The sequence below is a fragment of the Bacillus cereus group sp. BfR-BA-01453 genome, assembly GCF_022662915.1.
Taxonomy (GTDB): Bacteria; Bacillota; Bacilli; order Bacillales; family Bacillaceae_G; genus Bacillus_A; species Bacillus_A paranthracis.
The window spans coordinates 130,188-144,251 of record NZ_JAKUEN010000004.1 but is presented as its reverse complement, the minus strand read 5'-3'; the positions used below and the strand labels follow the sequence as shown (position 1 = coordinate 144,251).

Genomic DNA, 14,064 nt, shown 5'->3' with positions numbered 1-14,064 from the left:
TATCCGAGGACAATGAAATTCATCAACAAGATAGACATGAGGTTATATTTATGGTTTCAGTTAATGTCCCTAAAATACTAGTTCGGTTAAGCAATTCGATATATTCCACACTACAAATATTTATTTTATAAAAAGAAGAACCCCAAACATTTTGAGTAAAATGTTTGGAGTTCTTCTGGCCTCCCTAAGTTTTTATGAAAAAGATTGATTATTTTATGTAGCCTACTAAAAAAACATTTTGTTCAATCAACTAACAGAACAAGATGAAACACTTATAACTCCTACAATTTACGAATCTTATCCTTTTTTGCTTAAAAGCGATGTTTTTTTGCCATCGGTTCTATATATGTATTTAATATCCACATTAATACTTTCCATACCTTTTGTTGGCTAGGTGGTAAATGAGCGTTATATACATAACTGTATTCAATTTGCTGTGTTGCACCACGATTTCGTTTGAACTCTCCAGCCCCAGCACTACAATGACAAATTAAATCTTTTTCAATAGAATCCATTGTAATAAGGAGGGACAGTATACGGTATAAACCTTGTTGCTGGTCAGTGTTTGTATGATAACCAAGGATCGGCGTTGTCATAACTCCATCCCTAATAAAATAAGCAATGACACCATCAATTGTATTCCCTTTTTTTATGGCCTTTATCTCAAATAAACGATGCTGAAGAGCATTCCATAAATAAGCGGGTGTAAACATTGGGTTATGGGCAGAATATTTTTCTATATATAGTTGGTTGTATAAATGGGAAATTTGTAAAATATCTTCTTTTGTTAATTCTTCATTCGTAATGATTTCATAATTGCTTTTCTCTAATAAACTTTTATCATTTAGTAAGTCTTTTCGTTTTTTTCGATTCATTTTTTTATACTGTTTCGGATCAAATAAGTATATAGAACGAGACATAATTTTATTGTAACCGACTGTAGATAATGCTTCTGTCGTTGCGGGATATAATTTGTTATTTAAAGAGCGAAATAGAATAGTATGCTCTGGAAATTTCTCAACTAATAATTTCGTTATTTGTTCGATTTGTTGTTCGTTGATAGAGTGATACAGATTTGTTGAAAGCATCCAATTATTTACGACAATGACTTTATTAATATTCGTACGTCTTAACCAATTTCCCATAAGATGAATCGGATAGGTTAATAGCTTCTCTAGCCATGGTTTTTTCAACTCCCATAGCTCTTCTAACGCATAAGATATGTAATGTGTATAAGGAGAACATACATATGAATTTTCGAACTCTGCGTTATTAAGAGTGACTGGCAAGATGAGATCATCAACTTCTAATAGAAAGAGCTGCGTGTTAACATTTTCAATAAATGCTGTAACGCCCTTTTGAAAAAAAGGCAAGAAACTATCTCGTACATACGCTCCATCTTTTTTGGATTCCCAATCAATGCTATGCAAGGAATGAACATCATGTAACTGAATCATTTATGTTCACCACGCCTTACAAAACTTTCTATTCTTTTTAATTTTTTATCATATACTTGAATATCGTAATGTGAAAAGAAAAAATGTGGTATCGCACACTTTTTAGTAGACCATAGTGTATGTAATTCTTGCATTACCTTTGATTGACATAATTCGAGATTTTCAGGTAGTGCTTTAAGTTTAATTTCAATTTTGTCTACGCTATGTTGTATTACTTTAAATTCTTGAATGTCACTAGATGCAAACAAAATTGCTCTTCTAATGAAATCTGGAAAAATAAATATTTCGCTATGATCCACTTCACTTATTCCAATAAATATATCGTCACATCGACCATCAATACGTTCTAATGCTAAGAAAGGTGAGCCACAGCTGCACGGCGTTTTTTTCTCAATTAATATGTCATTGAGACGATAGCGTATAATAGGCTGTGTTTTCCTCATGAAATCAGTAATTATGGGAACAAATATCCCTTTCTCTTGATCTAAGTATTCTTTTTCAATATGAACGAGGTCTTCATTCATGTGTAATGTCCCATGCTTGCAGGTGGTAGCAAGAAAACCTTCTGTACATTGGTAAACTTGGTGTACTGTCTGCTTGAAAGTTGCAGAAATAAAGTCTCTATCAATATCTTCAAGCACTTCTGCTACAGAGATAATTTTCTTAGGACAAATTGTAATCAGTCCTTCTTGCTGCCAGTAAGCAATTTTCCGTAACATAGACGGAGGTGCAATTAAAATAGATGGCTTTACTTCATTTAATCGCGTGATATGCTGTTGAAACGAATCTAGTAAATCAAAAAAATGAAATGAGATTCGCTTATTTTTTGTCGCTTCGTATAAGTTGCTATTTGCACGTAAGAAAAAAGCAATCGTGTGTTTATGTAGAATGCTAGAAGGAAGCACCTTTCCAATAATCGAGCCAGCCCACAACGTTTGTTCTTCCTCGGAAACGAGAAAAACCCCACGATTTCCACTAGTGCCTGATGATAAACCGACAGTTATATTACGAATGGTTGGTGAGAAATTCCGGGTCTTCTCTGCTTCAAATGCTATATGAAACGCTTCTTCCTTTGAAATATGGACTGTATTTAATGTATCAAAATGTTCCATCATTACTTCTTTATCAATAATGGGGAGTGCACACAAATTTCCCTTTTGAATTTCATGTAAAAACGGCTTATATAACTGGCGATAAAAAGGCGACGCCTCTATCGTGAACAAAAGTTGTTTTTCTATTTGTTGTTTATGAAACTGTTCCAATTGTTTGCGATTTGAAAATCTCAAGCCATATTTTGTTTTCAAGTATTGCTTGAGAATCCGTAGTTTATTCATAGTACACCTCTGCTTTAATTTTATCCCATGTATGTTCACAATGCGTTGGTACAATTTCAATCTCAGATGATGTTTGTGATAAATGGTGTAACTTCTCAATATTCTTCCGGTAAGACTTTGGGTCGCTCGTTAAAAGGTTGGCAATCTTACTAGGAAATACAAGGTTTTGATACGTTTTACTTAGCCACACTGCGTCTGCGCAAAGAAAAACAATTTTATTACTCTGTAAATGGACGAATATACCAAATTGACCAGTTGCATGTCCTGTTAAGTCAACAGCAAATAATGAGCCATCATCAAATACATCATAGCCCTCTTCAAACTTTCCATATGTAGAAGGTAAGTTAAGAGATGGAGTTCGATCAATGAATGTCATCCTCTGCTCTAAATCCACTGGCAATGTATCTTTTAGGCACCCTTTTAATAGAGCACCAAATTTACTTCTCTTTTTAATATCCTCATAAGCTTTTGCGAAGGTTAATATTTTCGCTTTTGGAAAATCGGGTAAACCCGCTGTATGATCGCCATGAAAATGAGAAAGAATAATATATTTAATTTCTTCTGGCTGAATACCATCAAGAAGAAGTTGCTGTTTAATAGATTGCTCTTCCGTAAAATGAACAGGCGTCAGTTTTGCATATACAGAGTAAGGGAATTTTTTTGTCGCTTCTTTAAAGTGTCCTGCATATCCAGTATCAAATAAAATATATCCTAATTCTGGATGCTGGAGTAATCCTACTGTTGCTGGAAAACAGATTTGTTTCCAACTGCCCTTGGAGTATGCGATTTTTTCTGGATGTGTACAATATCCTGTATCATATAGCTTTAAAGATTTGATTTTCATTGTATTTTCCACCAGTCTACAAATTTTGTAATTCCTTCTTCTATACTGACCTTTGGAGCATATCCTAGTTCTTCTTTAGCTTTATCAATACTTAACGTCTGGCTTTTTGAAAGGACGCTAACAGTATACTTTGTAAGAATAGGTTCTTTTCCGAATAAAATAGTTTTTGAGACTCCTTCTAATATAGCCGCTAGTGTAAAAGCAGTTTTGTAGGAAATTTTTTTATATCGTACTTCCTTATCAAGGCGCTTCATTACATTTTCTATGACCTCATATAAATTGATACGTTCATCATTTGTTATATTGTACTTTTGCCCTAATGTATGTTTTGGGGAATGCATACAAAGAAGTAAAGCATCTACAACATTCTCAACATACGTAATATCAACAAGAACATTTTCTGTACCAATTCTCGGTAAAGCCCCTTTTTCACATACTTTAATAAGACGCGGAAGAATTGCGTTATCCCCTGGTCCGAATAAAGCACGCGGGCGTATTGTGATAACTGGTAAACCATGTACGAAAGCTTGATCAATCGCTTGTTCAGCTATGTACTTCGTTGTTGCATAATGATTTACAAACGTATCAGGAAGTTTCGCATTTTCTACTACATTTTGTCGCTCATCATAATAAAAATAAATACTTGGCGTTGATACGTGGATAAGGCGTTTTATACCATACTTTTGACTTCCCTCGATAATATGTTTCGTTCCTAACACATTCGCATTATAAAAATCTTCATATTTGCCCCAAGGGGAAGAAAGTGCGCCACTATGAAAAATATAATCTTTATCTTTACAAACTTGTACCACACGCTCCCTGTCTTCAAGAGGACAATGAACAAACTCGATCCCATTTTGTTCTAATACCTTACCGATTGTTTTATTTCTTCCCGTTGCCGTTACTTCATAGCCCATATTTTTCAGTCGAAAGGCGAGTTTTTGTCCTAGAAAGCCCGTTCCACCAGTTACTAGCATTTTCATAAATCTTCACCATCCCACGATATGTCATATGTTGTTTGCTCTAAAATAGTCCGTTCATGTTTATAACTTTCACGCCATAATTTATACATGCTAAAAAACTGATAAAAAAATGGTTTCCAATCATTGTGACGATAAACGATATCTGGATAAGAGCATAGAACTTTTAACCATCGTTTACGTTTTTCTTTACTTTTTAAATAAGGAAATCCATATAGAAGCATCGCTAACCGAATTGCACACTCCGAATTTTGTTTTGGAACGAATGAATTGTTTACTTTTTCATTAAAAAACGCGGGCAATATTTCCTCATCGAATAAATGTAATCCACTTGTACTACGTGGATTACATTCAATTGGAATCGCATCTCCATTCTCTGTAACGATAAAATCAAAGGCAATTTGTCCTGAGAAATTTAACTCTTTTACAATATGCGTAACAAACTGATCAATTTTAGGATGATTCATATGCTGAAACGCAATGGTAGCACCTAAGCCTGCCGTGAATTCCGTTTTATACGTAGAGTGAGCCAACACTTCCCCAGATTGTGCAATACTGTAGGAACAATGCTGCGTTCCTTGTATAAACTCTTGCATAATATAATTTGGCTTACGTATCATGCTTTCTTTTAGAGCAGCCTCTTTTGTCATAAATTCCACTTTATCAGAAAACCGGGAGTAAATCGGCTTTAATACAAAAGGAGTATGAGCTGGTGTTTTGTGCATCATTGACCTTATCGCTTCTTCATTATTTATTCTATATGTTGCAGGTACTTGCCACCCTAAATTTTCTACGAACTGAATAAATTCCCACTTATTATGCAGTAATGAAAGTTTTTGAAAATCATCTACTAATACATGACAAAATGCACTTAATTCCTCTTTATATTTAGATATATAAAATACTTCTTCACAAGTAGGAATAAGCAAATCTACATTGTGACGTTGAATAATGGATAGTAGCGCACGAATACTTTCATTTGTTTTCCACTTTGGAGATGGGATTTCATAAAAGTAATCCGTACTCTTTGAAACTTTACTTAACGGATAAGGAATACTATCTGCAATAATAACGGTATGTCCAGCGTTATGAAACAGTCTGCATAAATGCAAAGTTGCTGGTGCACGTGCTCCTGTAAGTAATACTGTTTTCTTAGTATTCAAGAAGGATGCCCCCGATAGAAAGTCCCGCAGAAGTACCTAATAATAATATTTTATTTCCACGTTGCACTTTCTTTTGCTTAATCGCTTCGAAAAGAGCGACTGGAATAGATGCGGAAATCATATTGCCGTAGTCTTCAAAAATAGTCATAAAGCGTTCTTCATCTACCCCTAATTTTTTACGAATGAGTCTCATAGCTGGTCCACTTGCTTGGTGAGGAACAATTAAATCAATATCGGCTAGAGAATAACCAGTATCCATAAGGAGCTTGTCGATAAACTTCATTAAATACTTAGAAGATAGTTTAAAAATGGCTCTTCCATTCATATCGAACAAGAAGTCTTCTTTTCGTTCCTCACTATACTCCCTAGGATGAATCATCGTTCCACCGCCACGAATTTCTGATAAATGCGCACCAGAGCTATATGTTTCCATATGAGAAGCAATAATAGAAGATGAATGATCGCCTTTTGTTATGACAACAGCTGCCGCACCGTCACCGAATAAAATACTGCTTTCATTTTGTCCCCAATTTAATCCAACAGAAGAAATTTCAGAAGAAATAATAACAACATTTTTGTATCTCCCGCATTCAATTGCGTATGAAATTGTATCAAGTGCTGTTATGAAACTTAGACATGTTGAATTGATATCAAAACATGGAATACCAGAATGCTGTAGCCCGAGCTGTTCTTGAATAAGTGATGCAGTAGAAGGAATCGCCTGTTGAATCGTTCCGCTTCCGCAAATAATACAATCGATATCATCCCATGTTAACTTCGCATCTTCTACAGCTTTTTTTGCAGCCTCAGCCCCCATATAAGAAGACGTTTCCCCATCAACAAAGTATCGTGTTTTTACTCCAGCTTTTTTTAATGTCCAGCCTTCTGGTACGTCTAACATACGATCTATTTCAAGAGAATCTACTTTTCGTTTTGGAAGATATGTGCCAATGCCTTTTATACTAATATATCTTTTCATTTTCTATCGCCTCTTAATCTTTTTATAAGTTCAAAATTCCGTCATATATAACTACTGTTGTGGATACATACAGATTCTTTTGTGGAATTCTGCTATCCCATTATGTACATCTAACTCTATTTTTCTTCAACAAAGAGCCAGTTCTCTACTTGAGAACTGGCTCTTTTCGCATGAGAATTCTTCAAATACATAAACTAGAAAAAACTTTTCTATCAATTTAATTATATTATAACAATTATCCGAAAATAATTAATAGTATTTTTTGTAAATAAAAGTGAATATGTGGTACAAACTTTTGTGAGATGATAGTTTATTGAGCAGCAAATATAAACATATGGAACGTATATACATCTCATTTAAACATCTTCTATTTTCTCTTTTGTTTTCAAAAAAATGATTTCTATAATTGGATTGACAGAGCTTTAGATAGTAATGCCAAAGATATATATACCTACCATCACTAAATTTAATTTCCTTTTCTTTTATAGACACATCACTATGCCCTATAATACTTTCCATTTCTACTATTCATGTCTTCCGCTCATACAAAACTCTCTTTGGATTTATAACAATCATTACAACTGCTACCACTAAATAAAATATCGCGTTATACATGATTAGATTTATTAAATTTCCGTTTATAATACCAATAAAAAAATTAAAGAATTGATGGATAATGATTGGAATAATTAAATTCTGATTCAAGTTGTAAAATGCAGTCATGACGATTTTTATAGATATGATAGAGATCATAAAAAATAGAATATATTTAATTAGGTCCATGCCAACAAATCCTGTAGTAAACCAAATAGGTAGGTGCCACATTCCCCACCAAAAACCAATAATTAGCGAAGCTTTTAATGGTGAATACTTCTTTTGAAGTTCAATTTGTGCAAAGCCTCTCCATCCTAGTTCTTCTCCCAATGGCCCCGCAAGAAAGTTTTTAACAAAAAAATAGATTAGCATTCCCCATGAAGAGACAGTAAAAATAGAGTCTACTTCACTATTTTTAGACACGACAAACAAAATCATTAGAAATATAAAAGTTTGAATCGCACTCATAATAAGAAGGACAGAAACTTTAAGTTTGTTCTTGAACTTGTCTTTTACAAATTGTATAAAGCTCTGACCGGGATAGATTTTTTTAAATAACACGGCAAAAGCAAAAGTTGAGGACCAAGACGATATACAAAACATTACATCAAAAACCCATGCTGGGAATCCTAGCATACTTATAGCTCCTACAAGCAAAAAAAGTGGCAGAAAAATGATATTGGTTAGTACGATAAAACTAGCTACTGGCTTTTTTAATTTCTTTTCTCTATTCATGCACAATCCCCATTTCAAACTAAGTATTTCGTAAACATAATAGTATTTATATTTACAGATACTTTCAGCTTAAACCTGGGGGTTACTAACAGGTCAATACATGTCTGCATTATTTTACAGGTGCATAAATTTCTAAAAATATACGCTCAAGTTCATCTTCATACGTGGTAAGTAATATATTTATATACACTAGCCCCAAAAGCTCATATCCTTGTTCTATTGCTGCTTTTCTTAAACTCGATTCCACGATATGATCAATACTCTTCCCACCAGTTGACCACCTTCCATCCTCAATAACTGTATACATACATTTTGGATGCGATAAAATTTCCCCTTCTAACTCTATGTCAAATTCCTCTACTTTTCTTACAACTATAAATTTATCTTCTATAATACCTTCCTCATTAAAACTTATAACTCTTCGTAAAGATGTTAAAGTAACTGCTTTTTTTAAACGATCCGTATTTTTTTTCAAAAATTCATACTCATCATACGCAGTAAAATGCTCTATTTCTCCATTTACTTCTAATGGCTCCATTTCTTTTACTACATATTTCCCTAGGAATTGCTCTATTTTTCCGCAATCTTCTTTTACAATTTGAAGCTTTTTTAAAAGGAGTTTTTTATATTCTATCTCCTCTAAAACTTCTTGTTCTTTCTCTTCCAACAGTGATTTTATTTCCTCTATGCTCTTACTTTTTCTTAATTCCTGAATTTTTTTTATTTCGATATCCATTTCCCTATAGAAATTGACTGTTGTTATATCATATATATCAAAATGATTATATTTTCTATACCCATTCTCAATATCTTGCTTCGGCTTGACCAAATCTTTTTCCTCATAAAACTTTAAAGTATCTCTAGATACATCTAAAAATTTAGCAACTTGTCCAATTGTGTACATTACGCTCTCCTTTATCATTGCTACTTAATTTATTACATTCATACTTCATATTCTTTACATTATCGAATTTCCCTTCCTAGTTAATATTTCCCCCTTGTTGTCCCACAAAAAAAGACACAGAGATTCCTCCCCATGCCTACTAATTCCTACTTCTTCACCGCATGCACATAATGCACCGTCTCAAAAGCTTCTAAATAATCGTTTCGTCCTTCAAAATATAATGTATGAATATCCTCTGGCGATAAATGTTCATAAATGAGTAAGCCCATCTTCTCTAACAGTGCTTCCATTTCGGCATAAGAAAAACATGATTTCATCGGTTCTCCGCCTACTGCAGCCATTTTCACCATATTTTCCACTCGATTGGACAATCCTTTTTCCGTAAATAAATTTTCATCCGGATAATCGAATACGATAGAGCTCCCCTCTGGAACCATTTCGAATAAGTATTCTATTAAACTAGAAAGCTCCTCTTTCGTTAAATAGTACGTTACACCTAATAGACTAAAGAACGTCTTTTTATTTTCAAATCCTTCATTCTGTAACTGCTCATAGGAAAATCCTTTCGTGAAATCCATCGAAATAAAATGAAGATTATTTGAAACTTCAAGTTCTGCTTCTTTTATTCTCTCCTTCTTAAACCCTTGTGTAGAAGGATGATCCACTTCAAATATTTCTATATTACTCTCTAATTCTCGGTGTCTAAAACTGAACGTATCTAATCCCGCACCGAGTATAACGTATTGTTTCACTCCCAGCGTAATCTCATGTAGTAATACTCTTTCACAATATGCCGCACGTGCTAAAGGTGTTGGTGATAATTGAACTTGCGTAATCCATTTTAATATTTCTTTCGGATTATCTTGAAACTGCTTTGCAATGTCTGTATTGAAAAAATGTATTCCTTGAACCATGTTCATTTCAATTTCGTTACGTTCTTTTTTTGAAATAAAATCTTTAGCTACATAATCATCAAAGATTTTAGGACGATCAAATTCACTGTGATACGCCCTTCCGAAAGCTGATACTAACGACGTTACACTTGCTTCACCTTGTTTCACGCACATACACTCTCCTTCATTTTCACAAAAAAATAGGGTCCCCCCGGCCAGGAGAACCCTATTATACACTTTATTTTTATATTGGTAAATTATAGCATAAATAAGTTTTTTTGTCAAGTTTCCAGCCTACTATCACTTCGGCACTTTGTATATTCTCTGGCAGGAAAATATTCAATCTACATTGAATATTCCAGACTATAACAACACACATGGAGGCCAATATGAAACGATTCGTCATTATTACGGTAGGAAAAACACACAGCGGTAAAACTACATTCGCAAAAGCTTTAGAAAAAGAGTTACCCCACTCTTTCGTTATGGATCAAGATAACCAAGCTGAATTTATTAACACGCATTACGAAAAATTACAGCCGGCTGAAGGCCCTAATACATTTAAGCACGGTCTTTCTAAATTCATTGTTGATTATGCGAAAGGACATACAAATTTACACCTTATTATTAGTAACTCCAATCGCAGTAAAAACGGAAGGTTATATTTACTAAACGAATTATTTCCACAAAATGAATATGTACGCATACTCGTTCATTTTGACATTCCAGATGATGTACTTTACGAAAGAGTGGCTCGAAGCACGCGAAATACGAATATTTTTAGAGGTGGATATGCTAGTTTCAAAGAAGTACTTGATCGACAACAAGCTGAATCACTTCACGAAGATGTCGTAGATCCTGTAGAAAACGAGGCTGATTATTTGTTTGTTATTCGCAATAGTAAAGATGTAAGCTTTACTATTGAAGAAATTGTTCATCTAGCTAAAGATTTATCCCCTACTCCAAAATAAGAGACTATAAGAATTACATAATGATAGATTATTATGCAAATCCTTCCTCTAAGCGCCTAACATAGTATATAATGATAAGATAATCTACTTCTATATGCTCATTTTTACACAAAACAGTTCATGCATATGAAAGAAAAGAGGTACAAAAATATGAAAACAAAACAAACAATCGCTGCGTCTACACTAGCTTTAGCAATGATTGCTGGCGCAAACTCTGCTCATGCGGAAGTAACTGATGCTACTCCTCAGCAAAGTACGGGAGATCGATTAGCTGAAATTAAGCAACATAAACAAGAGTTAGATGCGAAATTGCAGCAACACAAAGAAAACGTGGATCAAACATTGAATGAACTTAACAAAGTTAAGGAAAATGTTGATACGAAAGTGAATGAACTACACGAGCGTAAACAAGTTGCCGATGAAAAAATTAACGAAATGAAGCAACGTAAAGAAGAGTTCGATGCAAAACTTCAGCAAGACAAGCAAATCGCCGAAGATAAAATCGCTGAAATAAAAGAGCATAAAAAACAAGTAGAAGATAAAGTTGCTGAAGTGAAAGAACATAAGCAAAATATCGATAATAAGGTTAATGAGATTAAAGAACATAAACAAACTGTCGATGAAAAAGTGAATGAAATGAAACAACATAAAGAAAACATCGATCAAAAGGTTAATGAACTTAAGGAAGTTAAAAAACAAGTCGATGAAAAGTTAGCTGAGTTAAAGAAAGCGAAACAAACTGCTGAAGACAAACTTGCTGAGCTAAAAGAAAACAAACCGAATACTGGTAACACGTTAGAGGAACTTAAGAAAATTAAAGGTAATTTAGATAGCCTTTCCGCTAACTTAGAACTAGCGAAACAAGATGTGAAAAACAAACTAGCTGCATTACAAGAAGCTAGACAAGATTTAATCAATAAAATTAACGAAATGAAACAAGCGAAACAAACTGTTTCAGACGATTTATCAAAGAAAAAACAAGACTTAGATATTAAAATCAATGACTTTAAACATACTGAGAAAAAAATTGATGACAAATTAGCTGAGATACATACAACGAAGCAAAATATAGATAACAAGATCAACGAAGTATCTCAATCGAAACAAACAGAAACAAAGACTGGTACTACAAATGCAAACAATAATGCTAGAGAACTCCCTAACGCTGGTAGTGAGCAATCAAATAATATGGCTTTAGGTATGTTATCTGTATTAGGCGGAATTTTATTAGTAACTCGAAATAAAATTAAAACATTATTCTCAAAATAAAGCCATTATACTTATTAGAAATAATTATACAAAGGCCAACCGCATGTACGGTTGGCCTTTTTCTTTATATTAATTGTCCATCTCGAAGCGTCAATATACGATCACATACATCAAGCATTCTTTCATCATGTGTAATCATAATTGCTGCTTTTTGGCTCTCCTTCACTTCACGTTTCATCATTTCAACAACTTCACGTGCGCGTTTTGAGTCTAAACTTGCCGTTGGCTCATCCGCTAATATTAAATCTGGGTTGTTCATGAACGCACGAGCAATTGCTACCCTTTGTTTTTCCCCACCAGATAGTTGATTTGGATAATGATTTTTTCTTTCTCCTAATCCAAATGCCGCTAATAAATGATCCGCACGCTTTTCTGATTCTTGTTTGCTTTCTTTTTTCAGCTTAGCAATGTAAAGTAACTGTTCCTTCACATTTAAATATGGAACAAGGTTTGCAAACTGGAAGATGAAACCGATTTTTTTCAAACGAATATCTGTCATTTCCTTTTCTGATAACTGTGTAATATTTTGCTCACGAATATAAATATCCCCTTTTGACGGTGATAATAGTGCACCCGCGATTGATAATAACGTACTTTTTCCTGATCCAGAAGGACCGACGATTCCGATAAATTCTCCAGCTTTCACATCAAGTGATATCGGATGAAGGGCTGTTACTTCCGTATTCCCTTCTCCGTACACTTTACTTACTTTGTCTAATTTTAATAATGAAGTCATTACATCCCGCCTCCAATTGCCTCTAGCGCATCAACTTTTAATACTTGGTATAACGAAATAAGTGTTCCTAAAATACTAATTAAGATAAAGATTGCTGCATATTGTGCAATCATCGGTGTTGTTAATAAGAACGGCATACCTGCTGGTAAAATTTGTTCTAATCCTTGTACAAGAACGATACTGATTACCATCGCAACGACTGATAAGAATAACGCCTGCACGACTAAGCTATTTGCTAAATACGAATTCTTCGTACCGATTGCTTTTAATACACCTAATTGCTGTGTTTTTTGCAGTGTAATAACGTAGAAGAATACACCGATTAGTAACGCAGCGATAACTAGTAAGAATGCAATAATCATCGTTAATGTTCCTTGCTCTTCTTTAAATCCTGGAATGCTTTGCAATACTTCTTTTTTGTCAATTACGTGTGCATTTTTAATCTCTTTATCTGTGTTAAGTGCAATTGCACTATAATCTTTTTGATTTGGTTGCGAAATAGCGCCCCATACGTCTTCATTTACATAAACGACTGGTGTATGGCTAAACATTTGATCTTTCGTAAATCCGACGATTTTAAATTCTTTCTTTGAAACAGGATCGATAATTGTATCCCCAATATCGATTCCTTTTTCTTTAATTGATTCGTCAGCAACCATTTCGTTATTTGCTGTACCTAATTTCTCCCCTTTTACAATTTTCGGTTCTAAAAATGAATCCCGTTCACTTGAGAAAATAGCGATATCAACCTTTTTCGAACTATCTTTCTTTTCATATGTTGAAACTTTCACACGAAACGGAACGGCTTCTTTCTCGCCTACTTGATTTACTACGTTATCTACATCGTCTTTCTTAATTTGTGAACGAAGTAATTTATTTTCCGCATCATCTGCTAAAACGAACTTATTTGCCTCCATATTTTGAATCGATGAAGCATTATCATATGATAGTCCATTTGCTAATCCTGAAATAACAAGAACTAAAAATGATAATAACACCATAATCAGTCCGATTAATCCGTATCTTAATTTTGATTGTTTCAATTCACGCAGAGCTAAAAACATTTCGCTCGCTCCTTCCTCTTTCTTTCTATGCACTTATCATAAAAAAGAAATATGAACGGAATATGAACAGAAGATTACAGAGAGTAAGATTTAATTTTCAGAAAGTATTGAAAATAAATAGAATCCTTGATACAATTCAGT

12 protein-coding genes and 1 pseudogene are annotated in these 14,064 nt (G+C 33.9%); 2 read left to right on the top strand and 11 right to left on the bottom strand.

Features of this window, described 5'->3' with window-relative positions; genetic code table 11:
* Positions 1–311: 311 nt before the first annotated feature.
* The 9 genes and pseudogenes from MR070_RS10900 to MR070_RS10860 form a co-directional block, all read right to left on the bottom strand.
* Positions 312–1,457, bottom strand: coding sequence for a hypothetical protein (locus MR070_RS10900; RefSeq protein WP_242261251.1), 1,146 nt, complete (start codon positions 1,455–1,457; stop codon positions 312–314).
* Positions 1,454–2,791, bottom strand: coding sequence for a F390 synthetase-related protein (locus MR070_RS10895; RefSeq protein WP_242261250.1), 1,338 nt, complete (start codon positions 2,789–2,791; stop codon positions 1,454–1,456). The genes MR070_RS10900 and MR070_RS10895 overlap by 4 nt, the downstream gene beginning before the upstream one ends.
* Complete coding sequence (locus tag MR070_RS10890; RefSeq protein WP_000695247.1) at positions 2,784–3,635, bottom strand: MBL fold metallo-hydrolase; 852 nt, start codon at positions 3,633–3,635, stop codon at positions 2,784–2,786. The genes MR070_RS10895 and MR070_RS10890 overlap by 8 nt, the downstream gene beginning before the upstream one ends.
* Positions 3,632–4,618 carry an NAD-dependent epimerase/dehydratase family protein gene (locus MR070_RS10885; RefSeq protein ID WP_000783223.1) on the bottom strand — a complete coding sequence of 329 codons (987 nt, stop codon included), beginning with the start codon at positions 4,616–4,618 and terminating at the stop codon, positions 3,632–3,634. Before MR070_RS10885 ends, MR070_RS10890 begins: the two co-directional genes overlap by 4 nt.
* Entirely contained in the window at positions 4,615–5,778 is a 1,164-nt protein-coding gene (locus tag MR070_RS10880; RefSeq protein ID WP_242261249.1) for an ATP-grasp domain-containing protein, read from the bottom strand. The genes MR070_RS10885 and MR070_RS10880 overlap by 4 nt, the downstream gene beginning before the upstream one ends.
* Positions 5,768–6,757: a beta-ketoacyl-ACP synthase III gene (locus MR070_RS10875; protein ID WP_242261247.1), complete on the bottom strand. Its 990-nt coding sequence runs from the start codon at positions 6,755–6,757 to the stop codon at positions 5,768–5,770. Before MR070_RS10875 ends, MR070_RS10880 begins: the two co-directional genes overlap by 11 nt.
* Positions 6,758–7,253: 496 nt before the next feature.
* Positions 7,254–8,086, bottom strand: a pseudogene (locus MR070_RS10870) (lysostaphin resistance A-like protein).
* Between the two features lie 109 nt (positions 8,087–8,195).
* Positions 8,196–8,990 (bottom strand): MerR family transcriptional regulator, encoded by a 795-nt coding sequence (locus MR070_RS10865; RefSeq protein ID WP_242261245.1) that lies wholly within the window; start codon positions 8,988–8,990, stop codon positions 8,196–8,198.
* A 146-nt stretch (positions 8,991–9,136) separates the two neighbouring features.
* Positions 9,137–10,051, bottom strand: coding sequence for a class I SAM-dependent methyltransferase (locus tag MR070_RS10860; protein ID WP_242261244.1), 915 nt, complete (start codon positions 10,049–10,051; stop codon positions 9,137–9,139).
* A gap of 221 nt (positions 10,052–10,272) precedes the next feature.
* Here MR070_RS10860 and MR070_RS10855 point away from each other — a divergent pair, with 221 nt between their 5' ends.
* Complete coding sequence (locus MR070_RS10855; protein WP_000819856.1) at positions 10,273–10,854, top strand: ATP-binding protein; 582 nt, start codon at positions 10,273–10,275, stop codon at positions 10,852–10,854.
* Between the two features lie 150 nt (positions 10,855–11,004).
* Positions 11,005–12,123: an LPXTG cell wall anchor domain-containing protein gene (locus MR070_RS10850; RefSeq protein WP_242261243.1), complete on the top strand. Its 1,119-nt coding sequence runs from the start codon at positions 11,005–11,007 to the stop codon at positions 12,121–12,123.
* 64 nt (positions 12,124–12,187) lie between these two features.
* On the opposite strand, the gene MR070_RS10845 is transcribed toward MR070_RS10850, so the two are convergent.
* Both MR070_RS10845 and MR070_RS10840 read right to left on the bottom strand, forming a co-directional pair.
* Positions 12,188–12,859, bottom strand: coding sequence for an ABC transporter ATP-binding protein (locus MR070_RS10845; protein ID WP_000202597.1), 672 nt, complete (start codon positions 12,857–12,859; stop codon positions 12,188–12,190).
* The gene (locus tag MR070_RS10840) at positions 12,859–13,923 is read right to left on the bottom strand and encodes an ABC transporter permease (protein ID WP_242261241.1); all 1,065 of its coding nucleotides are present in this window, start codon (positions 13,921–13,923) and stop codon (positions 12,859–12,861) included. The genes MR070_RS10845 and MR070_RS10840 overlap by 1 nt, the downstream gene beginning before the upstream one ends.
* Positions 13,924–14,064 lie beyond the last annotated feature (141 nt).